Source organism: Marinomonas sp. BSi20584, assembly GCF_002792415.1.
Lineage (GTDB): Bacteria > Pseudomonadota > Gammaproteobacteria > Pseudomonadales > Marinomonadaceae > Marinomonas > Marinomonas polaris.
In genome coordinates this window covers 99,605-122,780 of the sequence record NZ_KZ454886.1, presented here as the reverse complement: position 1 = coordinate 122,780, position 23,176 = coordinate 99,605, and the positions used below count along the sequence as shown (strand labels likewise).

Here is a 23,176-nt window from a genome sequence, read left to right as displayed (position 1 = left end):
TTGAGGCTGATTAGGAGAGATGGTATCTACAGAAAACCAACCACATGTAGGTCAGACTTCAGGCCATCAAAAGCCTAGTTAAACCAAACCAAAACCCTTGACGCGCTAAAGCACGACCTACAACAAACTTGACGCACTAACGCGCGACCTAAAAAATCATTTTATTAATGCATTACTGTTTCATGCGCTCAGCAAGGTTCCCTTGCTCATAAGCTTCTTCTTCAATATGACTAATATTGACGACTATATTTTCCGCGCGCTCAATACTGTTAATACTTAATGCGTCGACATCTTGCATCTTTTCATTAAGATCTCTAGCTACACTAGCTTGCTCTTCAGAGGATACATTGATCTGTGCCGTCATCTCTACAACACGTTTTATAGCCGCTTCTATATCACCCATTTTCTGAGCCACTTTATTAACGCTATCAACACCTTCTTGTGCAACCGCAGTGCCTTTATCAATAGTATTAGTTACATCTAAAGTGTTTTTCTTCAGCTCTTCCGTCATGCTATGAATACTTTGTGTGGCATTCTGAGTGCGAATTGCCAATGCTCGAACCTCATCCGCAACCACCGCAAAACCACGCCCAGCTTCACCCGCACGAGCAGACTCAATGGCCGCATTCAACGCCAACAGATTTGTTTGCTCAGCAATACCACTAATAGAATTAACCACTTCGTTAATGCTATCACTGCGTTCAGCTAATATCGCGACAACTTTTTTAGCATCCGAAATGTCTTGATAAACCTGACGCATAGTCTCACCCGTTTGCTGAGCCAACAAACGACTCTCACGAGATAATCCACCGACAGACTCAGTTGCCTCAACCGCCACATGAACATGCTCTGCGACATCAGTCACACTAGACAAGAGTTGAGAACTCGCCGCAACCACTTCCTGAAAGGTATTTCGTTGCTTATTGAAATTGACCAAATTCGTTGTCACACTGGCTTTCGCATCCGATGCTCTTTGACGAAGCTGTTGAGCACCTTCTTTTAGGCGATAGCGAAAAGTATTACCAGCCGCTTCTTGATGAATTTTTGCAAACTTGATCGCGGCTTTGGTTCCAACCGTTTTACAGTATAAATACTGACCTATTGGGTTATGCGACTCGGACGATAAGCCAGAGACAACCGAGTGCAAAGACTGAGCCTGGAAATAGGTTAACCACATCCCGAACAAAGCCAAAATAGGCCCAGCAACTTGCAAAGCTAATACGTTAGACAATAAACCAATAATGGCCAATAAAATAAAACTGGACATTAAAGGCCAAGAAGCATTGCTTAAATGCGCAGATACCTTGGTCGTTATTGGTAACAAACCTTTTCCCGCATTAATACGATCATAAATAGACTGAGCATGTTGAATTTCATCTCGCGTTGCTTTGCGGCGAACAGATTCATAACCAATCACTTTACTGCCATCTAATAGCGGACTTACATGAGCACTTACCCAGTAATGATCTCCATTTTCACAGCGGTTTTTTACCAACCCCATCCAACTCTTACCCTGTTTCAAATTGGCCCACATATCAGCAAAAACCGCTGCTGGCACATCAGGGTGACGGATAATATTATGTGGCGAGCCAATCAGAGCTTCACGCTTATAACCTGCTATCTCACAGAAAACATCATTCACAAACGTAATGCGTCCCTTCACATCTGTACTGGAAACTAACACGTAGCTTTCGGGAAAATCATTTTCTTTATTTGTTACTGGCATTTTTCGCATAAACAACTCTCGATTTTTTATATTAGTTATTTTTATCACGTATGCTGGATTGTTACTATTTGTAAATATACCCTAAAAATATATCACATTGACTTATTCATCATCAAAGTCTCGGTAAGCATCCGGCGCTAAATCTTCAAAGCGAGTATATTTACCCACAAATGCCAATCGGCATGTACCAATTGGACCATTACGCTGCTTACCGATAATAATTTCAGCAATACCTTTATGCGGTGTATCTTCGTGATAAACCTCATCTCGATATACAAAGGAAATAACATCGGCATCCTGCTCAATTGCCCCAGATTCACGCAAATCAGAGTTAACTGGGCGCTTATTGGGTCGATTCTCCAAACTACGGTTGAGCTGAGAAAGCGCCACCATAGGGCATTCCATTTCTTTGGCTATAGCCTTAAGAGAACGAGAGATTTCAGAGATCTCATTGGTACGACCTTCAGTGAAACCTGGAATTTGCATCAACTGAAGGTAATCGACCATGATCATTGCAACACCACCGTGTTCACGAGCAATACGTCGCACACGTGAGCGCATTTCTGTTGGGCTAATACCACCAGTATCATCAATAAAGAGCTTGCGATCTTTTAGCATTTTTACCGCAGACATTAACTTATCCCAGTCTTCCTGAACCAGTTGCCCAGAACGCATTCGAGTCTGATCGATTCGACCAAGGGAAGACAACATACGCATCATGAGTGATTCAGCAGGCATCTCCAAACTGAATACAATAACGGGCTTATCACTAATCATGGCGGCATTTTCTACCAAGTTCATCGCAAACGTCGTTTTACCCATGGAAGGTCGCCCTGCCACAATAATTAAATCCGACTTCTGCAACCCTGCCGTCATAGCATCTAAATCAGTAAAGCCCGTACTTAAACCTGTAATGGCACCTTCTTGATGGTACAGCTCATCAATTTTATCGACGGTGGCACTTAAAATATCTGCGGCAATTCGCGGACCGCCTTTTTTCTCTCCACCCTCAGCTATTTGAAATATTTTTCGCTCAGCTTCATCCAATACTTCAGCAGCAGTCATACCTTCTGGGTGAAAAGCTCGCGCAGATATATCGTTTGTTGTAGAAATAAGACGGCGCAAAATAGAACGTTCACGAACGATATCAGCATAGGAAGCGATGTTGGAGGCACTGGGCGTGGCTTCTGCAACCTCAATTAAATATGCCATACCACCAATAGATTCTAGATCGCCACGCTTATCTAATCGCTCACCAATGGTAACCACATCAATAGGTTCTGATTCGTCAGCTAGACGAGCAATAACGGTAAAAATTGCCTTATGCTCTGGACGATAAAAATCATCAGCAATAACAAGCTCGGAGACTTTCTCCCAAGCTTGGGGATCCAACATCAATCCGCCAACAACTGAACGCTCAGCCTCAATGGAATACGGTGGTAATTTAATAGAAGCGACTTCAGAATCATTTAGTTGCACGCAAAATACCCATACAAATACAGAAAAAATACAGAAAGATTAGCTTATCACGCCAACAAAAAAAGGGCATCTTGCAAAGCAAGATACCCTTCTCTTATTTAAGAAAGATTCGCATCTTTCTTAAGTAATTTACCGAAGCAAATTACTCAGCGATTACTTCTAAAGTAACCGTTACAATAACTTCAGAATGAAGTTGAACGTCTACTTCGAAAGAACCTGTGTGACGAATCGCGCCTTCTGGAAGACGGATTTCAGCTTTCTCTACTGCTACTTGCGTAGAAATAGCATCAGCGATGTCACGAGTACCGATAGAACCAAAAAGCTTACCTTCATCACCAGCATTTGCAGCGATAGTGAAAGTTTTGCCTTCTAATGTTAGAGCACGAGCTTCAGCAGCAGCTTTACGCTCTGCAGCTTGCGCTTCTAATTCAACACGGCGCTCTTCAAAGCTAGCCAAATTAGCTTTAGTAGCCATTACAGCTTTTTTGTTCGGAATCAAAAAGTTACGAGCATAGCCTGGTTTAACAACTGCAACGTCACCAATACCGCCTAGCTTGTTTACTTTGTCGAGTAGAATAACTTCCATCTCGATCACCTCTAATTAATCATTAGCTATCACTTGAGTTGGACGCCTTACCTTGTATTCTAGAACGAATATCTACAAAGCTATCAATCACACAAAGTGCGACAAGAATATTTGCAAAGTACACATTCAGTACAAAAAAACCTACAAGATAAAATGCGATCAGTCCAACAATCCCAATTTCTTTTTTTGCTAAAACACCATGCACTAGAGCGAGCCCCGGCAACACCAAAGCAGGCACAGCGGCTTGGGATAAAATACTAAAGGATCCACCTAAGCTTTCACCTATTAGAATCATTCCTCCCAATACCAAACTAAACACTACTGGCAATCTTAACTGATGAAATTCAGTACGTAATCCGCCTGGATTATAGAGCCCTGCTTGCCATTTTCTTGCCAAAAACAAAGAAATAATAGCAATAACCACTTGGAAGATGGATATAGCCATCACTGCCTGGTTAAAAATTAAATTTCTATCAGGAACTTCAACACCTTCTTTCGTCAAAACACTCTGAACCAACGTTACCGCCAAATTCAAAATATCTGCCATCAAAAGAGGCTGAAGCAGAGTACTAATAACCGCCAAAAAGCTGCCGACTAGTAGCACCCAACTCCATGACATTGTTGATCTAAGCAAATAGCTCAACAACATCACATCAACTAATACCATGAGCGCCGTAGCATCTCCTTGGAACATCCACAACACAAGTGCTGGTAGACAACCCCAAGCTAATACAGGTATTCCTTCTTTTACACCTTTACGAAGCACCACCAATCCTAAGATTGCAGCCGCCAGCCAAAACATCATAGGAATTAGACCAAACACCATCACACCAATAATGGCATTCAAGCGTTTTTTCATTACCCATTTAGCTAAACCACCCATAGTAGCGCTTCTTTCAGCCTATTAATTAAAGTGGCTGTCAGTGTAAGGAAGAATAGCAATGTAGCGAGCGCGTTTGATTGCAGTCGCTAGCTGACGCTGGTAACGAGCCTTAGTGCCAGTAATACGGCTAGGAACGATTTTACCAGTTTCAGTGATATAACCTTTCAGTGTGTCTAGATCTTTGTAATCGATCTCTTTAACGCCTTCTGCTGTAAAACGGCAGAACTTACGACGACGGAAAAAACGAGCCATGAGTGTCTCCTAATAAAAATAGATTAATCTTCAGATTCTTCAGATACTTCGTCAGAATTGTCGTGGTTACGCTCTTCACGTTGAGGAGCAGAACGACGATCTTCACGACCTTCAGAAGCTTTAATAGGAGATACGTCAGTTACCGCTTCTTTACGACGAATCACCAAGTTACGGATGATGGCATCGTTGTAGCGGAAAGTGTCGTTTAGTTCAGACAAAACACTGTCAGAACACTCAATGTTCATAAGAACATAGTGTGCTTTGTGAATTTTGTTAATTGGGTAAGCTAGTTGACGACGACCCCAATCTTCAAGACGGTGAACTTGACCACCATCTTCAGTGATTAGGTTAGTGTAACGCTCGACCATTGCTGGTACTTGCTCGCTTTGATCTGGGTGAACCAGAAAGACGATTTCATAATGACGCATTTAAGCTCTCCTTATGGGTTCTTAGTCTCCACGCTCCCCCTGTTAAAAAAGCTGTGAGACAAGGAGTATTGATTTACAGGGACGCGCATTATATAGCACTAGTGAACAATAAGTAAACGAAATCAACCAAAGTAATACTCGCACCACCCTTCTTAGTCTAAAACAGTAAAAATAAAACCTATTTTAGTTTGGTTATTTTACAGCCTCAATTAAAGACAATAGAATTAGATTCTTCATAATTCACTCTAACCCACGGATATGGACATCATGAAAAAAACATTTTTAGCATTATTGCTATCCACACCTATTATTGCTCAAGCTGATGGTAGCTTAGGCGTAATTGGTGCTGTATCAGAATCCGTGTACAAAGAGACAGATACTCAATCTAAATTCCTTCCCAACATAAGTTATGAAGGTGAACACTTTTTCCTTCAATTACCTGAAATTGGTTATCGTTTTTTACCCAAACAAGCACCACAAAACTTTGCTATCGGCTTTTCTTACGAAAGTTCGAACTTTGACCCTGACGACTCAGATAATATAAACATCCAACAACTAGATGATAGAGATGACAGCATCATGGCTTTTGCCAGTTATCGAGTGGGGCCGATTTCAACAAAATTTGCTCAAGATATTAGCGGTGAACATGATGGCTACTATGCACAAATCGCCTTAGGATATCCACTTCCTGTCGGGGCATGGAAGGTCATCCCTTCTATATCATATCGCTACATGGACAGTAAAATGAGCAACCACTTATTTGGCGTCTCTCAAAGCGAATCAGTAAATACTGGTGGTGCTATCGCTGCATACGATTCAGGTGCCGTTTCTCAAATCAGATATGGGGTAAGAGGCATTTATCCACTTTCAACAAGTGTAAATCTGATGTTAGGCATCAATCACACTAAATTCGATAGTGAAATTTTAAAAAGCCCTATGGTAGAGGACAATACGATCACATCTATTCTAGCTGGTATTATCTTTTCATTTTGATAGATACAACATAAATATCGCCTCACAGGTAAATCTGAGTTTTCGGAATAATAAGTCATGAGTAAATTTTCCAACAACACCCAAGCCATGCTGTTTGGCCTTGGGGCTGTGTTACTTTGGTCGACCGTTGCCACTGCGTTTTCTATATCACTCAAGTACTTCTCGCCAACACAGTTATTGCTTGTTGCGAACATCGTCTCATTGATTTTTTTAACAACCCTGATTACATTAAAGGGTGAAACAAAGCAATTAATTAGCTTCGCCAAGCAATCATGGAAATCATCTTTATTTTTTGGCGCAATCAACCCCTTTCTTTATTACCTAATATTACTTCAAGCTTACAACATGCTTCCAGCACAAGAGGCACAAGCGATAAATTATACTTGGGCCATTATGCTTAGCTTTATGGCCGTCCCAATACTCAAACAACGCCTCAAAAGCGCGGACTATATCGCAGCTGCGGCGTGCTATTTTGGCGTACTTTATATATCTACTCGCGGCCAGATAGCGTCACTAGAGTTTTCAAACGTCACAGGTGTTGCCTTCGCACTTCTAAGTACTATTATCTGGGCTCTTTATTGGTTATTGAACACAAAAGACAAACGCCCCAGTTTAATCGGCCTAACGCTTAATTTTGCCTTTGCACTCCCCTTAATCACGATATTTGCAGGCGTAACAGGTGAACTAAACCACTGGAATAATGATGGATTATGGGGCGCAATTTATATTGGTTTATTTGAAATGGGACTAAGTTTTGTATTGTGGAATAGAGCATTAAAACTAACAACTAATGCCAGCCAAGTAGCGAACTTAATATTTCTATCCCCATTGCTATCAATTATCTGGCTTTCACAATTCGCAGGTGAACCTATCTTACGTTCCACACTCATTGGCTTAGCTTGTATTCTAGTTGGCCTATTTATTCAAAACTGGGCAAAAAGAAAAAAACAATAAGGACAAAAAAATGCCAGCATTCATCTACCTATTACTGCCTATTTTTTTCTGGTCAGGCAATTACATTTTAGGACGATTAACCGTTTCCAATGGAATAGACCCGTTTTCAATATCTTTCTTACGCTGGAGCCTTGCCTGCCTAATCATTTTGCCTTTTGCTTATAAGAAGCTTTGGCGAGAACGAAGCATTATCGCAAAAAACTGGCCTTTGCTTGTTCTTTTTGGCTGGCTTGGCATTTGCAATTACAATCTTTTCCTTTACATAGGGCTCGGTACCACAACAGTCACCAATGCAGTACTACTCAATTCCATCATGCCGGTGATGATACTAATTACAGCTCGTCTACTTTTGGGAAATAAAACATCTTGGTTACAGAATACTGGCATACTTATTTCCACCCTTGGTGCAATTACCATCGTTAGCCGCGGCAGTTTAGAAACCTTTTTACACTTAAGTTTCTCACAAGGCGACTTATGGATTATTACCGCGGCTATTAGCTGGGCTATTTATTCGGTACTCATTGCAAAACGCCCGAAAGAAATGTCTTTGATTGGTTTCTTTGCCTGCACAGCAATTATAGGAACCTTGTTTCAGGCTCCACTATTCTTCCTATTTGGACATAGTCAACTAACTGACTTCACAGTAAGTAACTGGGGCGCCATCATTTATATGGGGCTATTTGCTTCAATTGGGGCTTTTTTATGCTGGAACACTGGCGTACAGAAACTCGGTGCGGCAACCGCAGGACACTTTATCCACCTCCTCCCAGTATTCAGTATCGGCTTATCAGTGATATTCCTAGGCGAACAACTGCTTAGTTTCCATTACGTCGGTATAACATTAATTTTTTCAGGAATATTTGTGGCGACAATACTAAACAAAAAAAAGCTGCGAACGGCCTAGCCTCTATTTCGCGCCATTCGGGTACTAATCAAAATGCTTGAAAAAATAAACAACATTCCAAGAATGGCGTAAATGTCAGGGACATGGCCCCAGACAACCCATCCCCAAAACCCACTAAACACCACACCAACATAACTAACGGGAGAAACAACACTTGCTGGCGCATAGGTATAAGCCAAATTATAAAGGTACATACCTACATACAAAGTGATGGTGACCGCAGCCACCAGAGGCCATACAGCAATAGGTAAAACCAAAGAATCACCCTGCACTAACATCAATGGTAGAGACAATATTGTCGACACGAAAAAATACACAAACAAGGTTTCTTGCCCAGATACTTGCTGGGATAGCATTCGCGTCGTCACCATAGACAAGGCCAAGCCTATCGCGGAAATAAACCCAACAATATGCCAAGGATTTAAGTGGTCCGGCGTAGGCTGAATAACAAATGCCACACCAATAAAACCGATTATAAGCGGTAACCAACGCGCCTTTGGAATTCTGATTTTATGCAGTATTAGCACCACAAAAGGAACACACAATGGCGCGCAGGTTCGAAGTAAAGAAGCTTCCACCAAAGGAATATGATTCAACGACCAATAATAAAAAAGAAAACCAATGAAGCCACCAAAACTGCGCAAAAAGTGAATTTTCCACACAGAAAGCGATCGTTTTTGCCAGCGTCCGCGCATTTGGGGTAGAAGTATTAAGGCACAAAATAAACTCTGCCAAAAAACCAGGGTTGATACCGCGATCATGGTTTGAGCCTGTTTGGCAGCCAATGCAGTAAGCGACATAACAAACGCATAAGCGATTGTCATCACAATGCCTTTCTTTAATAACTCGTTATCATCTAACACTAAATCGCTCTTTCTATGTAAGTGAAACAGGAAGACTGTTTAACTCAATCAAGCTAGATTGTCGAGCTATTAGCTCCTTCAGCGCTCGGCAATCCAGAACTAGGCATTCCAAGGTAACGAGAAAAAAGCGGATGAGGCTCGATTTGAGATAAAACAGATACGGGTTCATAAGCTGTAACACGACCTTGCTCAATCAAGATAACTCGTCCGCCGACCAAACTCGCTTCTTGCGGCAAATGCGATACCAACAAGGTGGTTAATCCCAATTCTAGCGTTACATCATTGACCAAGTAGAGCATTTCTTCACGTAATGCAGGATCCAAAGCACTAAAAGGTTCATCGAGTAACAGGATAGGTTTTTTTCGTACCAATGCCCGTGCAATAGCGACCCTCTGGGCTTGCCCGCCAGACAAAGCCTGTGGATAGCGGTCTTTTTTATCAACAAGCTGTGTTTTTTCAAGCGCCCACTGAATTCTTGTTTTTTGCTCACCGCTTAAAGAGAGAGAAGGAGACAAACCAATGGCGACATTTTGCCAGACGGTTAATTGCGGAAATAAATTATCACTTTGAAATAAGGTCGATATTGGCCTTTCGTAAGGGGGTAAAGAAAGCAGTGATTCTTCGTTGAAAAAAAGCTCTCCACGGCCGTCTAAAAAGCCACCCAATAAATGCAATAGCGTACTTTTTCCTTCGCCACTACCACCAAGTAAAGTGGTGACACCAGGGGAAATCTCCACACAATAATTGGCATGAAAATTCTCCCAATCATATTGAAGGTTAATTTTTAACACGTGCTGTTACTCCACCAATAAAGCGAGACGAACAATAAAACAAGATCAAGCATAGAGAAATTAATACCACAGCAACACAAGCCCCCTCTTCCAACCGATAAGAGCCAATCAATTGAAACAGATATAAAGGCAGAGACACCAAACTCTGACTTCCAAATAACGCAATCACTCCCATGTCACCCAAAGACAATAACAGCGCATAACCAAATGCTTGCCCGATACTGGCTCTCATTAAAGGCCATTCCAGACGCCATCTAGACCAAGAGCGAATCCCCAAACTCAAGTATACATTTCGAAAACGCCGCTCTTGTTGATACATAACTGGCATCAAAGCTCGCAGCACGAAAGGCAGCGCCATGACCGCGTTGACCCATACCACAATCCAATAACTCGATTGCAGCCCCCAGCCAAAATCACGCAGTGTCAAAAACAAGCCAGTGGCAATCACCAAACCCGGCACCATTAAAATCATATTCCCTAGATGCTCGATTTTATTCGGAAAAAAAGCAAAATACTGACGCGCCATACAAAACCGCGCCAGCACACCAAAACAGACACCAAGCAGCAAACTTACCAGAGCCGCTGGAATAGCAATTTGCAATGAAACAAGCACAGCATTCCACAAAGCAACAGACTGTAATGTCTTCAAAAAAATAGGCGAGATAATCGGATCAAAAATCGCTAAAAAAGGTGGAATGACCAATACAAACGCACAGAGTAAGGCCAAAAAATCTGCCGACTTAGCCCAAAAAGAATCTTTAAGTGAATAATTCTTTACCGCCAATAAACTCACATCTTGACGGTTAATCGGTGCGATCCGATAAACAACAACCGCAAATAAAGTGCATATGGACACCTGAAGCAAAGCTAAAAAACTGGCTTTGTTGAGGTCAAAATCAAATCTAAGCGCCTGATAAATGGCCACTTCCAAGGTGCTATATTTTGGACCGCCACCTAAGCTTAACACCACAGCAAAGCTAGAGAAGCACAACATGAAAATTAGTACAAAGGCTCCAGGTAGAACCTTTTTCATGTAGTGCCATTCAATCCAACGAAAGGCCGCCCAACGAGAAAAACCTAACTGCGAAGCCTGACGCCACTGCCCTGATGGAATTAAGTCATAACCTTGCAACAAAAGGCGTACGGCCAACGGCATATTAAAAAATACATGGGCAAGCAAGATACCCACCAAACCATACAAGGGAACTTGCACCCCAAACAACTGATTCAGCCACCCGGTACGACCATAGACAACCACCAAGCCTAAAATCGCCACAATGGTTGGCACCACCATGGAAACTGAAAACAATTGCAGTAAAGCAGATCGGCCATAAAACTGGCGATGAATAAGACAAGAAGCAACAGGAATAGCAATAAGTAAGCTAATACTACTGCTTAGCAGCGCTTGCCATAAGGAAAAACGTACAACCCGCCAAAGATAAGGCTGCTGCATATAGCCAAGCCAAGAGTGTAATTCGCTATAACGCAAAAGAGCCGCCAAACTGGCAGCTCCCATTAGCAGGAAAAAACCAACACCAAATAGCGCCGGCAATAACCCTTTGACGGTTCGAAAGAAAAACAACTTAACGTCGATTATCGAGTCGTGGCATTTAACCACTCATCAATCCAAGCTTTACGATGTTGCGCCACGTCTTTTGCCGGCAGAACCAAACTCTTTACCGGTTTTAAAGCACTGTCAAAAGCCGCTGGTAATTTTTCATCTAGCTTAACCACGGGTAACATCCAATTGCCCGTTGCAACTGTCGATTGGAAACCTGACTGCAAAATAAACTGCATAAACTGCTTCGCCAAGGCAGGATGAGGCGCACCTTTCATCATCGCTGCCACTTCGATTTGTGGATAAAGACCTTCACTGGCTGCAGCAGCCATATACTTATTATCCCCTTCCGCAACAATGTGATAAGCAGGAGATGTGGTGTAACTCAACACAACATCCGCTTCGCCTTTCAAAAATAAACCATAGGCGTCAGACCAACTTTTCGTTACTGTCACGGTATGAGAAGCCAAACGCTCCCATGCTTCAGCAGCATTATCGCCATAAACAGATTTCACCCATAACAACAGACCAAGCCCTGGCGTGCTCGTTCTTGGATCCTGATAAATAACACGCAGGTTTTGATTATCCACCACTTCTTCCAAACTAGTTGGCGGACTTTTAAGCGTTTCAGAATTGTAAATAAAAGCAAAGTGACCTTGATCAAATGGCACGAAGGTTTTATCCGACCAGCCACCAGCAATAGTGATAGCTGAAGTATCAACAGCATGGTTCGCCAATAGACCTGTCTGTTTTGCGGCTTCCATTAGATTTAGGTCTAACCCCAAAAGTACATCAGCTTGTGACGACTTCCCTTCTAGTTGCGCGCGGGACAAAATACCAACCGAAGAGTCCAATGCGACAAAATTCACTTCACAGGCACATTCTTTTTCGAAATTAGCTTTTATCTTCGGACCCGGCCCCCAATCGGATGCAAACGCATCATAGGTATAGATATTCAGAGTATCTTTGGCTAATGTTACAGGCGAAAAAGCTACGCCAAGACTAACAACAGCCGCAGAAAAAAGAGTGGTTAACAAAAATGGTTTCAAAGTGTCGCTCCTAAAATAAGTGAGCGGCGTACAGGGGAAATGGCAAGGATGATTTTTGAGCTACTATATATGTCGGCAGTTCAACTTGCTATCTCGATTCCTACGCCAGCATGATCTGGATCAGGTTCGGTGGGTTAGCAGACAATCTGCTTCTCAGCTCTAACATTTACTAAATGCTAAAGCACCCCATGAGATAATGAGCGTTTATTGTAAAGAGTCGATCAACGGAAGTCTATTTCAGCAAGCACTCTGGTGACTGCACCTTGATTTTTTTCTGCAAAACGCAATGCAGTTTGACCGAGACGGAAACGCTGAGACGATTGCCCCGCAAGATCCACAACTACTTTTGTCAATTGCGCTTCGTCTTGACAACGAATAGCGCCATTCACCTGCAAAAGCTGTTCAGTAATATCCATAAAATTAAAGGTATAGGGTCCAACTAAAATTGCCTTTCCAAGCAAGGCGGGCTCAATCGGATTGTGGCCACCGCGTTTAATCAAACTGCCACCAACAAAAGCCATATCAGATGCTTGATAGTAATACATCAACTCTCCCATGGAGTCGCCAATCACCACATCAAAATTAGCCCATTGATCGAGTGCCGTTTGAGTACGAAGAGCGACTCGCTCAAAAGACTGCATAGCTAAAGCTTGTACTGCTTCAAAGCGTTCAGGATGACGAGGAACCAGTACCAATAACGCATCTGGATATTTTTGTAGCAGCGCCTTATGAACGCGCAATAGCATTTCATCTTCACCTTGGTGAGTACTTCCTCCCACCCAGACAAACCTTGAACCTAACTGTCGACGCCAGTTAGCTTGAAATACTTCAGGCGGCACAGCAAGATCGAATTTAATACTTCCTGTCACTAATACTTTTTTTGCTCCCAACGCTTCAAAGCGCACTGCATCAGCTTGTGCATGCGCCAAAAAACAATCCGGTAAAGCAAATAAGGGGCGCGAGATAGCTGAAAACTTCTGATAGCGCTGGAAAGAACGCTCACTCAAACGAGCATTCACTACCTCAACACGTAGACCTCGCTGCTTAGCCAGTTGTAACAAGTTAGGCCAAAGTTCGGTTTCTACAATTAATAAATGCTTACAGGTTAGTTTTTTAAGTGCCCTTTTAACACTTGAGCACCAGTCCATTGGCAAATATCGATGCTCTGCAAAAGGAAAGGTTTTTACTACTTGCTCTGCCCCCGTCGGTGTCATAGTGGTAATTAATAATCGCTGTGTAGGGTATTTTTCACGCCACTGAAGTACCAAGGGGCGTACAGCAAGCACTTCGCCCACAGACGCACAATGAATCCATAAATCCGCTTCAACAGAAGGCCAAAAGCCAAACGCTTCTTTAGCACGATAGTGCTGATAGGTTTTCTTAAAACGCCGTATTTTCGATAAAATAACCGGCGTTAATAAGACTAGTAAAGAACGGTACAGCCACATAATTAAGCTGGTGTCTCGCTGAATTGCTGATTATGAAGCTGTGCATAGGCACCATTCATCGCTAACAACTCACTGTGCGAGCCTTGTTCAATGATCTCACCATGATCCACAACCGCAATAATATCGGCATTCTCAATGGTCGATAATCGATGGGCAATAGCGATAGTGGTACGATTCGCCATTAGACCATCCAGGGCAGTCTGAATTGCTCGCTCTGATTCCGTATCCAATGCTGACGTCGCTTCATCCAAAATCAAAATAGGCGCATTTTTCAAGATAGCTCTAGCTATCGCAATACGCTGTCGCTGACCACCAGACAAGAGAACACCATTCTCGCCAACCATGGTATCTAGACCATGATCAAGCTCTTGAATAAAGTCCCAAGCATTGGCTGCTTTAGCTGCTTCAATGACATCTTCTACACTGGTATCACGCAAATAACCGTAGGCGATATTATCTCGAATCGTGCCATTGAAAAGTACAACTTGTTGATTTACCAAAGCGATATTAGAGCGCAGCTCAGTCAACTTATAATCATTGATACGAACACCATCTATACTCAAAGAACCATCATCAATATCATAAAAACGCGGAATTAAGTTCGCTATAGTAGATTTACCACTACCTGAACGCCCTACTAACGCCAAAGTTTTTCCAGCTGGCAAAGACAAACTAATATTTTTTAATGTCTGTTTCTCAGCACCAGTGTATTTAAAGGACATATTATCCCACTCAATATCCCCCTTAAATCGGGTTGCGGGTGTTAATCCTTTATCAACCTCTTCTGGCAAATCCAAGAAATCAAAAATACTATAAGAAGCAGCAATACCTTTTTGCAAAATACTGTTTACATCAGTCAGCTGACGAATAGGCTTACCTAGCATACCAGCAGCAGTCAGGAAGGCGATAAAATCCCCTGGAGACATATGAGAACTGATCGAAGGACTCAAGGCAAACCAAATTAAAATCGCCATCATCAGCGCAAGAATGAACTGCACAATCGGAATATTAAGAGATTTAGTCATTTCCATTTTTAACTGAGAACGACGATTTTCATTCGCAGCCTTATGGAAACGCGATATTTCATACTGGCTACCGCCAAATATTTTAACCACTTCATGACCTTTAATCGCTTCTGATGCCACATCAGTAACACCACCCATCGCATTTTGAATTCGAGTACTCAGTTTGCGAAAACGCTTAGATGCATAAGAAACAATTAAGCCAATTAAAGGCACAACCAATAAAAACAATAAAGAAAGGCGCCAGTTCATATAGATCATATAACCTAACAAACCAACAACTGTTAGGCCTTCACGCAAAAGAACACGTATTGCCTGGGTAATAGAGCCAATGACTTGTTCAGTATCGTATGTCAGCTTAGCGAGAAGTCGTCCAGTAGGAATAGAATGATAATAATTAGAAGGTAGGAGTACGAGCTTATTAAACATGCTGGTACGTAAATCAAAAACCACATTATTGGCAACTTTCGCCATAAAGTAGTTACCCAAGAAAGTACCTATCCCTCGAGCAATAAAAACCCCCAGAATAGCCAAAGGTATTAATAGACGACTATCTGATATTTGCCCTACAGAAACAATATCTACAATATGCTTTAGTAAAGCAGCTAAAGCTGGCTCCATCGAAGCATAAATGACATAACCTATTATACTAAGAACCAAATACAACCAAGATGAGCGCACATAACCCAAAAGGCGAAAATAGTTTTGCATACCAGAAACAGGAGCTTTTGGAGCCGGAGTTTCGATTTCTATATTTTCTTTATCTTGCATTTATAAATTCGCTTTTTCGATGATAGAGGTAGTTGAGTAACCATCAACAAAAGTCAAAACTTTCACTTCCCCTCCATGAGCTAAGACATGATCAGCACCAACAATTGTTTCTATGGTGTAATCCCCACCTTTAACCAAAACATCAGGCGTTAAGAATTCAATAATTTCTTTTGGTGTGTCTTCGTCGAACCAAGTTACCCAGTCAATAGAGCCCACGCCTTCAAGCACAGACATGCGGTGAATTAAGTTATTAATTGGACGTTTTTCGCCTTTAAGTCGCTTAACTGATGCATCGGTATTGACGGCAACAATTAAACGATCTCCAAGCGCTTTGGCCTGCTTCATGTAAGCAATATGTCCAGGATGAAGAATATCGAAACAACCATTCGTAAAAACAATCTTTTCACCATTCATCTGCGCCAGTTTAATTTGCTCAAGCAGATCTTCTGGAGAAAGCACGCCAAAGTTTGTGTTATGTGAACGCTGAAACATGATGGCGTCTAGTCGCTCAGCACTGATTGATGCCGTACCCAGTTTTCCAACGACATAACCCGCTGCTTGGTTAGCGTATTCAACAGCATCAATAAAACGCTTACTCGTAACATAAACCGCAGTCAAAACTGCAACAACGGTATCGCCAGCGCCCGTAACATCAAACACCTCTTTGGCAGCCGTCGCCAATGAAAAAGGAGGTTTATCATCACTCAATAAAATCAAACCGTCTTCACCACGAGTGACCAATAATGCTTTCCAGCCAAATTGCTCGCGCAGAGCTTTGGCTTTTTCTTCCAACTCTTTCGTTGAGCGGCATTTACCCACTATCGTTTCGAACTCAAGAAGGTTCGGCTTAACTAAGGTTGCTCCTTGATAGATTGAGAAGTCATTACCTTTAGGGTCAACAAAACTAGGCACTTTCGCCGCATTTGATAATTTAATCAAAGACTGAACATCAGCAAGGCAGCCTTTTGCATAATCAGAAAAAATGACAGCATCAGATTCAGGCAAACACTCCTCGACGACTTTTGCCAATGCTTCATTTTGAGAAAGACTGTCTTCACGCTCTTCAAAATCCAAACGAATAAGTTGTTGATGACGACTCATCACACGCAATTTAGTGATGGTTGGTAAGGTTTCTGAGCGAACGAAACGACAAGTCACCCCTACTTCTTCTAGGCAACGAGACAAAACATCAGCATTTTCATCGTTGCCGACTACACCTACTAACGTTACAGATACACCTAATTTAGCCAAACCAAGTGCTACGTTTGCGGCACCACCGGGGCGATCTTCAATACTGGAAACCTTAACGACTTGAACCGGAGCTTCAGGAGAAATACGCGAGGTGCCACCATGCCAGTAGCGATCTAACATCACATCCCCAACAACGAGAATGTGTTTATCTTTAAAATTCAAATACGAAGAGTTCATAGGCACATAATAATCGATTTTTAGAGACACTCATCTTATCATACTCCCACACCAAGTTGGACATACCTAAAACATACGAAATAAGGCTTTTACACAATGCTGAATTCCGCTCTATTATCTAGCCAATCGTTCTTATTTGATGAACTTTTAAACAATTGGTCTTGTTATGGTATCAACAAGGAAAATGGCTATAGTTATGAAAGCATGAACCATGACTGGACCAACAATAGTGTTGGCCGTGTTCGTTTATTAACTCAATGTCGTCAGCTATATACTTTTAGCCATGCCTGCCAGATCAAAAACATGCCAGAGTGGCAAGTGAAGCTAACCCCGCTTTTCGACTTCATCACTTCTCATTATTTTATCGATGAACGCTGGATTTTTTCGTTGCATGACGATCTTTCAATCAAAGACACACAATCAGACGCATATGCTCTTGCTTTCGTATTACTGTCTTTTAGCCATTATTACAGAGTAACAAAAGATGATCGCGCTCTTATTTTTATGAAAAAAACGCATCTCTTTTTATTAGATAATATGCGAGCCCTATCAGGTGGTTTTTATGAATCCTATCCTGTCGATACAAGCCAAATTCGTCGCCAAAACCCACACATGCACTTACTAGAAGGTTATGTTGCTGCTTTTAATACAACTAACGATGACGATTATAAAGAGGCTATCCAATCTCTACTTTCATTAGCACTTGAACGTTTTTATCACAAAGAAACGAAGACACTACGTGAGTTTTTTAGTGCTGATTGGAGTATTGACCCTCAAACAGGCAATCAAGTAGAACCTGGGCATCACTTCGAATGGGTCTGGTTGCTTTACCAAGCAAATAAAATAATCCCTAACTCCGACTATACTGACTTAGCACAACAACTATGGCTAACAGCAACCAGACATGGACTAGCCAACAATGGCGGCATTTACAATCAAATAGACGGAGATACCAAGCACCCCCTTGATAAAGAAAAACGTATCTGGCCGATTACCGAATATTTAAAAGCAGTCACAGTAATGCCGATTGGCAAAGAAGAGAAAATCGACCGTTTAGAGAAATGCATCAATTTTGCTCAGCAGCACTATTTTCTAACAAACGGCCGTTGGAATGAATACCTTAACGAAGACAACACACCAAAAAACTATCCGCTTCCCGGAACCAGCAGCTATCATATTTTTCTCGGCCTGACAGAAGTGATAGCATGGGCAAAAGCAAACAACGGTTTTCTGGGCTCTTTCTAGTTTTAGCTTACTGGCTTAGGCTTATACGTAAACTTAGCAAAGGCAAAACCTTAGATATTAGGACAAATATATTATGTATATAGTAACTGGTGGTGCCGGATTCATTGGCAGTAATATCATCAAGGCCTTAAACAACAAAGGCATCAAGAATATCCTTTTGGTAGATGATTTGACGGACGGTAAAAAATGTCTAAACCTGTCCGATCTTGATATTGCTGATTACATGGATATGTATGACTTCTTGGATGCTATTAAGAACGATACATTAGGCATTAACCCTATTGCCGTTTTCCATGAAGGTGCTTGCTCAGCAACCACAGAGTGGAACGGTAAGTATGTTATGGACGTGAATTATCAATATTCAAAAGCGGTACTAGATTTTTGTTTAAAACATGATGCACCATTTTCCTATGCGTCTTCAGCTTCTGTTTATGGTTCTGGCCCCGTTTTTCAGGAGTCCCGTGAAAACGAAAAGCCACTTAACATGTACGCCTACTCAAAATTCCAATTTGACCAATACATTCGCGCTATTTTGCCGAAAGCGAAAAGCCAAATTGTTGGTTTCCGCTATTTCAACGTGTATGGACCTCGTGAGCAACATAAAGGCAGCATGGCAAGCGTGGCTTTCCACCTTCGTAACCAAGTACTTGCTGGCGAGAATCCAAAGCTTTTTGGCGCTTACGATGGCTACGAAGCTGGCGGTCAAAGCCGTGATTTCATTTACGTTGAAGATTTGGTTAATACCAAACTTTGGTTCCTAGAAAACCCAGAGAAGTCAGGTATTTTTAATCTAGGTACAGGTAAAGCGGAGCCTTTCCGCACAATAGCTGAAACTGTTATAGCCCATTATGGAAAAGGCGAAATTGAATACATTCCCTTCCCTGAACACTTAAAAGGGGCTTATCAAAGCTTCACTGAGGCAGACATATGCAAGCTTCGTAAAGCTGGATATGAAGGAAATTTCCGCGGACTAGCGCAAGGTGTTCAAGATTACTTAGGTTGGCTCGATACGAATGGCTAAATATTTAATTGTTGGCCCATCTTGGGTTGGTGATATGGTCATGGCGCAGAGCCTCTTTATTACGCTAAAACAGCGTGATGAAGAGGCTATCATAGATGTCATTGGTCCAAACTGGTCATCACCTATATTGGCTAGAATGCCAGAGGTTCGTAACGCAATTACCTTGCCCACAGGTCATGGTGAATGGGGGATCAGTACGCGCCGCAAACTAGGGCATTCACTCCGTTCAGAACACTATGATCACGCAATCGTGATGCCTCGTTCATGGAAGTCTGCCCTGGTACCCTTTTTTGCTAAGGTTACGCATCGCGTCGGCTTTACTGGTGAGCAGCGCTACATTCTGCTAAATGAGCGTCGCAAACTAGATAAAAGCATTTTAAATCAAACCGTAAAACGCTTTACATCTTTAGGATTGCCTAACGAGTTAGCCTATCCACCTATGGATATCCCGTTACCTGCGTTACGAGTTGACACAGATAATCAGAAAAAACTCTTTCAATTACACAGCTTATCAAATAGACCTGCAATCGCTCTTATGGCGGGTGCGGAATTTGGTCCTTCTAAACAGTGGCCTATCGCTTATTTTCATGAGTTAGCCAAAAGCGCCATTGAAGCGGGTTATCAAATCTGGGTATTAGGTGGACCAAAAGACCAAAACGACGGCGAGGCAATCATTAGCCACCTAGGTGAGTTTGCCGTAAATCTTTGTGGAAAAACCCAATTGGTAGACGCTATAGATTTACTGGCGGTAGCAGAAAAAGCCGTTAGTAATGATTCTGGATTAATGCATATTGCAGCTGCCGTTGGCACTGAAGTACATGGAATCTATGGATCTACAAGCGAATTATTTACACCACCTCTCACAAGCAACAAGACCATTCATAATCTTCACCTTGAATGCTCTCCTTGCTTTAAAAGAATCTGTCCGCTCGAGCACACCAACTGCCAGAATCAACTGACTCCTGACATGATTATAAGGACAGTCATTACCCAATGAATCTTGTATTACTCAGAAATAGGCCACATTTTGGAGCTCAAATAACCAGTATTCCGGTGCTGTTTTTCTTCTTCCAAAACTACGGCAATCAAGACCTGACTCTTTTATCAAAAAGCAATGTCGGATGGATTTACAACCAGCTGCCTTGGGTAAAAGAATGCATTCAGTCAAAAAGTAGACTCGAAGACCTTAAAAAACTTAAGCATTGTGACAACCTGCTTAATTTGAGACCTAGCAATCGCCTTCCTGTCATTTTATATAAATTTATTAAAGGTGGGAGAGTCTTCGACTTTGTAAAAAATGATTTTCTTATCCACTTAACTTCTGAAAAACATAACGTTTTATATGATACAGAATACAGAGCGCTAGCTTATCTAAAAATCTTCATTAGAGATGAGCGCGCCCTACTGAATGCCCTAGCAGCGCCCTTTTTAGCGTTATTACAAGACTCCAATTTGAATCTAGAAAGAGCAGAACTAAACATACTTATAATGCCTGGTGGCGGTGCTGGTGAAGGAAAAAAATGGGGAATTGAGAACTTTATTAGCGCTGTACAATCCATTGCCAATACACTAGAAAAAAATTGTCATCTCCATATTCTATTAGGGCCAGATGAGAAAAGAGAAATTCAATACATGCAGGAGCTGAATATCAAAAACTCATCTCTTCACGTAAACATCCCTCTTAACGACATAGCAAAGCTAGTCGATCACTGTGACTTAACAATAGCAAATGACTGTGGGCCATCTCACATAGCGCAATGCATGCAAAAACCATATATAGGTCTATTTAGAGAGCCTAATACTGAGTGGTTTCTAAGCCATGCAAAGTCGGTTAAAGTGCTCCCACAAAAAGGAAATGACATCAAAACCATTACCACCAAAAGCGTCACCGAATACGCTGTTAATTTATTGAAGAGCCAAGCATGAAAATTTCAGGCAATATCATCACCCTCAACGAAGAGAAAAATATCGCCGCTTGTATAGAGTCTATGCAAACTGTCTGCGATGAAATTATCGTAGTTGACTCAGGAAGCACCGATAATACGATTGAAATCGCTAAGAGCTTAGGCGCAACCGTAGTAAAGCAGCCCTATCTAGGTGACGGCATCCAAAAAAATGTCGCACTAAACCACACTCAAAATACTTGGGTACTAAGCTTAGATGCTGATGAACGCTTAACACTAGAAATGACACTAGCCATTCAGCAGCTAGATCTAGAATCTACCAGCATTGAAGGCTACTCATTTCGCAGACAAAATATGATTGGCAACCGCTGGATCAAGCATTGCGGTTGGTACCCTGACCGCTGCATTCGATTATACAATACAGACAAAACTCGCTTTGCCGATGTTAAACAACACGCCAGCGTGCAAACTAAAAACGTCAAAAATATCGATGCCGATATCATCCACTATTCCTTTAAAAATATTGGCGAATTATTTGCCAAGCCTGGTCGTAATTTCAGTGGAAGAGCAGCTAAAATCATGTACGCAAAAGGCAAGCGCGCGAATTGCTTCTCTCCTTTTACTCACGGCCTAAATGCTTTTATCCGTAAGTATATTTTTCAAAGGGGATTCATGGGTGGCGTAGATGGAATGACAGTAGCATTGAGTGCGGCGGTCAATAGCTATCTCAAATACGCTAAACTGCTTGAATATCAACGCGATCCTAGCGTCACAAAACAAGACGACTTTAAAAACATCTGGTAACAAAACAGGCGATACACCTTGAGCAAAATGCTAACAGTACTTCATGTCAATCTCGCTAAAGGCTTCCGTGGCGGCGAGAGACAAACAGAGCTTCTTATAAGAGCCCTAGCAAAGCACTTTAAAATAAAGCAATTGCTTGCTTGTCGAGAAGATTCCCCGCTTCGTACTAGGCTTGCTGACGTCGAGGACCTGTCTTTTGTTACGGCAAATAACCAGTTATCAGGCCACTATGCAGCTCCTCATGCTGATATCGTTCATGCGCATGAAGCCAAAGCTGTCCATTGGGCTTATATTCACAAGCTATTAAGAAACACCCCTTACATACTTACTCGACGAGTCGATACTGTCGTAAAAGATAAGTGGTTAAATAAAAAGACATACAGTAATGCGTCTGCATTAGTGGGCATATCCACACTTATTGCTAACCAAATTCGTGATAAAAAATGGGGAGAAGTCAATCAGATCCCTAGTACCTTAGCCCATTTAGAAACCGATCACAAAGAAGGCGAAGCCTTTCGAAATGCTTTTCCTGGAAAGACAATTATTGGCCATGTAGGTGCATTAGTTGATAAACATAAGGGACAAAAAGTTCTTATTGAAGCTGCTAGCCTATTAGAAAAAAGCCATCCCGACTTACATATTGTTTTTTTCGGCGATGGTGCAGATAAAGAAGAACTTGAGTCTTTATCCAAAGACATTAAAAATATTACATGGATGGGATTCAAACCAAAGATTGGTGACTATTTACCTTACTTCGATCTTTTTGCCTTCCCCTCTAGAAATGAGGGTTTAGGGTCTACATTGTTAGACGTTATGGATGCAGGTGTGCCTATCATTGCCTCTAATGTTGGTGGCATTCCAGACATTGTTATTAATAACGAGACTGGAATATTAATCGAAGCAAACGATAGTTCTGCACTCAAAGACGCCATAATAAAGCTTTCCAGTGATAAGGCACTTCAAACGAGATTGGTCGAGGGAGCCAAAAAACAAATTGAAAATTATACGCCACAAAAAATGGCTGAAAGATATTTTTCCATCTATGAAAAAATAACGGCCTGATATAC

General features: G+C 41.8%; 22 protein-coding genes and 1 riboswitch. Of the genes, 9 read left to right on the top strand and 13 right to left on the bottom strand.

Annotated features, from left to right (window positions below; genetic code table 11):
* Positions 1-172: 172 nt before the first annotated feature.
* The 6 genes from TY87_RS16450 to rpsF form a co-directional block, all read right to left on the bottom strand.
* Entirely contained in the window at positions 173-1,735 is a 1,563-nt protein-coding gene (locus TY87_RS16450; protein WP_072841054.1) for a methyl-accepting chemotaxis protein, read from the bottom strand.
* A 93-nt stretch (positions 1,736-1,828) separates the two neighbouring features.
* Positions 1,829-3,205: a replicative DNA helicase gene (gene dnaB, locus TY87_RS16445; protein WP_072841055.1), complete on the bottom strand. Its 1,377-nt coding sequence runs from the start codon at positions 3,203-3,205 to the stop codon at positions 1,829-1,831.
* 142 nt (positions 3,206-3,347) lie between these two features.
* Complete coding sequence (rplI, locus tag TY87_RS16440) at positions 3,348-3,791, bottom strand: 50S ribosomal protein L9 (RefSeq protein ID WP_012071132.1); 444 nt, start codon at positions 3,789-3,791, stop codon at positions 3,348-3,350.
* Positions 3,792-3,813: 22 nt separating this feature from the next.
* Positions 3,814-4,674, bottom strand: a complete 861-nt coding sequence (locus TY87_RS16435) for a hypothetical protein (protein ID WP_100187897.1) — start codon at positions 4,672-4,674, stop codon at positions 3,814-3,816.
* Positions 4,675-4,695: 21 nt separating this feature from the next.
* A complete protein-coding gene (gene rpsR, locus TY87_RS16430; RefSeq protein WP_012071134.1) occupies positions 4,696-4,926 on the bottom strand; it encodes a 30S ribosomal protein S18 in 231 nt (76 codons plus the stop codon).
* A 23-nt stretch (positions 4,927-4,949) separates the two neighbouring features.
* On the bottom strand, positions 4,950-5,354 hold the full coding sequence (gene rpsF / locus TY87_RS16425) for a 30S ribosomal protein S6 (RefSeq protein ID WP_012071135.1): 405 nt from the start codon (positions 5,352-5,354) through the stop codon (positions 4,950-4,952).
* Positions 5,355-5,621: 267 nt separating this feature from the next.
* Here rpsF and TY87_RS16420 point away from each other — a divergent pair, with 267 nt between their 5' ends.
* Genes TY87_RS16420 through TY87_RS16410 form a run of 3 tightly spaced genes read left to right on the top strand, consistent with a single transcriptional unit; the run spans position 5,622 to position 8,205 of the window.
* A complete protein-coding gene (locus tag TY87_RS16420) occupies positions 5,622-6,347 on the top strand; it encodes a MipA/OmpV family protein (RefSeq protein ID WP_232617163.1) in 726 nt (241 codons plus the stop codon).
* Positions 6,348-6,404: 57 nt separating this feature from the next.
* A complete protein-coding gene (locus TY87_RS16415; RefSeq protein ID WP_100187895.1) occupies positions 6,405-7,301 on the top strand; it encodes a DMT family transporter in 897 nt (298 codons plus the stop codon).
* Between the two features lie 10 nt (positions 7,302-7,311).
* Entirely contained in the window at positions 7,312-8,205 is an 894-nt protein-coding gene (locus TY87_RS16410; protein WP_100187894.1) for a DMT family transporter, read from the top strand.
* On the opposite strand, the gene TY87_RS16405 is transcribed toward TY87_RS16410, so the two are convergent.
* The 7 genes from TY87_RS16405 to hldE form a co-directional block, all read right to left on the bottom strand.
* Positions 8,202-9,068 (bottom strand): DMT family transporter, encoded by an 867-nt coding sequence (locus tag TY87_RS16405; RefSeq protein ID WP_100187893.1) that lies wholly within the window; start codon positions 9,066-9,068, stop codon positions 8,202-8,204. The two genes, TY87_RS16410 and TY87_RS16405, sit on opposite strands and share 4 nt — an antisense overlap.
* A 53-nt stretch (positions 9,069-9,121) precedes the next feature.
* Positions 9,122-9,859, bottom strand: a complete 738-nt coding sequence (locus TY87_RS16400; RefSeq protein ID WP_100187903.1) for a thiamine ABC transporter ATP-binding protein — start codon at positions 9,857-9,859, stop codon at positions 9,122-9,124.
* A complete protein-coding gene (gene thiP, locus TY87_RS16395; RefSeq protein ID WP_232617162.1) occupies positions 9,846-11,477 on the bottom strand; it encodes a thiamine/thiamine pyrophosphate ABC transporter permease in 1,632 nt (543 codons plus the stop codon). The genes TY87_RS16400 and thiP overlap by 14 nt, the downstream gene beginning before the upstream one ends.
* A complete protein-coding gene (gene thiB, locus TY87_RS16390; RefSeq protein WP_100187892.1) occupies positions 11,453-12,466 on the bottom strand; it encodes a thiamine ABC transporter substrate binding subunit in 1,014 nt (337 codons plus the stop codon). The genes thiP and thiB overlap by 25 nt, the downstream gene beginning before the upstream one ends.
* Before the next feature lie 79 nt (positions 12,467-12,545).
* A riboswitch (TPP riboswitch) is annotated at positions 12,546-12,665 on the bottom strand.
* Positions 12,666-12,687: 22 nt separating this feature from the next.
* Positions 12,688-13,914 carry a 3-deoxy-D-manno-octulosonic acid transferase gene (locus tag TY87_RS16385; RefSeq protein ID WP_100187891.1) on the bottom strand — a complete coding sequence of 409 codons (1,227 nt, stop codon included), beginning with the start codon at positions 13,912-13,914 and terminating at the stop codon, positions 12,688-12,690.
* A 2-nt stretch (positions 13,915-13,916) separates the two neighbouring features.
* Positions 13,917-15,707, bottom strand: a complete 1,791-nt coding sequence (gene msbA / locus TY87_RS16380) for a lipid A export permease/ATP-binding protein MsbA (protein ID WP_100187890.1) — start codon at positions 15,705-15,707, stop codon at positions 13,917-13,919.
* Positions 15,708-17,135 carry a bifunctional D-glycero-beta-D-manno-heptose-7-phosphate kinase/D-glycero-beta-D-manno-heptose 1-phosphate adenylyltransferase HldE gene (gene hldE, locus TY87_RS16375; RefSeq protein ID WP_100187901.1) on the bottom strand — a complete coding sequence of 476 codons (1,428 nt, stop codon included), beginning with the start codon at positions 17,133-17,135 and terminating at the stop codon, positions 15,708-15,710.
* 96 nt (positions 17,136-17,231) lie between these two features.
* On the opposite strand from hldE, the gene TY87_RS16370 reads away from it, so the two are divergent.
* The 6 genes from TY87_RS16370 (at position 17,232) to TY87_RS16345 (ending at position 23,171) form a co-directional block, all read left to right on the top strand.
* Positions 17,232-18,380: an AGE family epimerase/isomerase gene (locus TY87_RS16370; protein WP_100187889.1), complete on the top strand. Its 1,149-nt coding sequence runs from the start codon at positions 17,232-17,234 to the stop codon at positions 18,378-18,380.
* A gap of 73 nt (positions 18,381-18,453) precedes the next feature.
* Entirely contained in the window at positions 18,454-19,401 is a 948-nt protein-coding gene (gene rfaD / locus TY87_RS16365) for an ADP-glyceromanno-heptose 6-epimerase (RefSeq protein WP_072841065.1), read from the top strand.
* Entirely contained in the window at positions 19,394-20,398 is a 1,005-nt protein-coding gene (gene waaF / locus TY87_RS16360) for a lipopolysaccharide heptosyltransferase II (protein ID WP_100187888.1), read from the top strand. The genes rfaD and waaF overlap by 8 nt, the downstream gene beginning before the upstream one ends.
* Entirely contained in the window at positions 20,395-21,327 is a 933-nt protein-coding gene (locus tag TY87_RS16355; protein WP_100187887.1) for a glycosyltransferase family 9 protein, read from the top strand. Before waaF ends, TY87_RS16355 begins: the two co-directional genes overlap by 4 nt.
* Positions 21,324-22,109, top strand: coding sequence for a glycosyltransferase family 2 protein (locus TY87_RS16350; protein WP_100187886.1), 786 nt, complete (start codon positions 21,324-21,326; stop codon positions 22,107-22,109). The genes TY87_RS16355 and TY87_RS16350 overlap by 4 nt, the downstream gene beginning before the upstream one ends.
* Before the next feature lie 27 nt (positions 22,110-22,136).
* Complete coding sequence (locus TY87_RS16345; RefSeq protein ID WP_100187900.1) at positions 22,137-23,171, top strand: glycosyltransferase family 4 protein; 1,035 nt, start codon at positions 22,137-22,139, stop codon at positions 23,169-23,171.
* Positions 23,172-23,176: the final 5 nt, after the last annotated feature.

Excerpts from the sequence above, each read along its gene's own strand:
- TY87_RS16450 (WP_072841054.1), bottom strand. The coding sequence starts at position 1,735 with ATGCGAAAAATGCCAGTAACAAATAAAGAAAATGATTTTCCCGAAAGC.
- rplI (WP_012071132.1), bottom strand. The coding sequence starts at position 3,791 with ATGGAAGTTATTCTACTCGACAAAGTAAACAAGCTAGGCGGTATTGGT.
- TY87_RS16435 (WP_100187897.1), bottom strand. The coding sequence starts at position 4,674 with ATGGGTGGTTTAGCTAAATGGGTAATGAAAAAACGCTTGAATGCCATT.
- rpsR (WP_012071134.1), bottom strand. The coding sequence starts at position 4,926 with ATGGCTCGTTTTTTCCGTCGTCGTAAGTTCTGCCGTTTTACAGCAGAA.
- rpsF (WP_012071135.1), bottom strand. The coding sequence starts at position 5,354 with ATGCGTCATTATGAAATCGTCTTTCTGGTTCACCCAGATCAAAGCGAG.
- TY87_RS16420 (WP_232617163.1), top strand. The coding sequence starts at position 5,622 with ATGAAAAAAACATTTTTAGCATTATTGCTATCCACACCTATTATTGCT.
- TY87_RS16415 (WP_100187895.1), top strand. The coding sequence starts at position 6,405 with ATGAGTAAATTTTCCAACAACACCCAAGCCATGCTGTTTGGCCTTGGG.
- TY87_RS16410 (WP_100187894.1), top strand. The coding sequence starts at position 7,312 with ATGCCAGCATTCATCTACCTATTACTGCCTATTTTTTTCTGGTCAGGC.
- TY87_RS16385 (WP_100187891.1), bottom strand. The coding sequence starts at position 13,914 with ATGTGGCTGTACCGTTCTTTACTAGTCTTATTAACGCCGGTTATTTTA.
- msbA (WP_100187890.1), bottom strand. The coding sequence starts at position 15,707 with ATGCAAGATAAAGAAAATATAGAAATCGAAACTCCGGCTCCAAAAGCT.
- hldE (WP_100187901.1), bottom strand. The coding sequence starts at position 17,135 with ATGAACTCTTCGTATTTGAATTTTAAAGATAAACACATTCTCGTTGTT.
- TY87_RS16370 (WP_100187889.1), top strand. The coding sequence starts at position 17,232 with ATGCTGAATTCCGCTCTATTATCTAGCCAATCGTTCTTATTTGATGAA.
- rfaD (WP_072841065.1), top strand. The coding sequence starts at position 18,454 with ATGTATATAGTAACTGGTGGTGCCGGATTCATTGGCAGTAATATCATC.
- waaF (WP_100187888.1), top strand. The coding sequence starts at position 19,394 with ATGGCTAAATATTTAATTGTTGGCCCATCTTGGGTTGGTGATATGGTC.
- TY87_RS16355 (WP_100187887.1), top strand. The coding sequence starts at position 20,395 with ATGAATCTTGTATTACTCAGAAATAGGCCACATTTTGGAGCTCAAATA.
- TY87_RS16350 (WP_100187886.1), top strand. The coding sequence starts at position 21,324 with ATGAAAATTTCAGGCAATATCATCACCCTCAACGAAGAGAAAAATATC.
- TY87_RS16345 (WP_100187900.1), top strand. The coding sequence starts at position 22,137 with ATGCTAACAGTACTTCATGTCAATCTCGCTAAAGGCTTCCGTGGCGGC.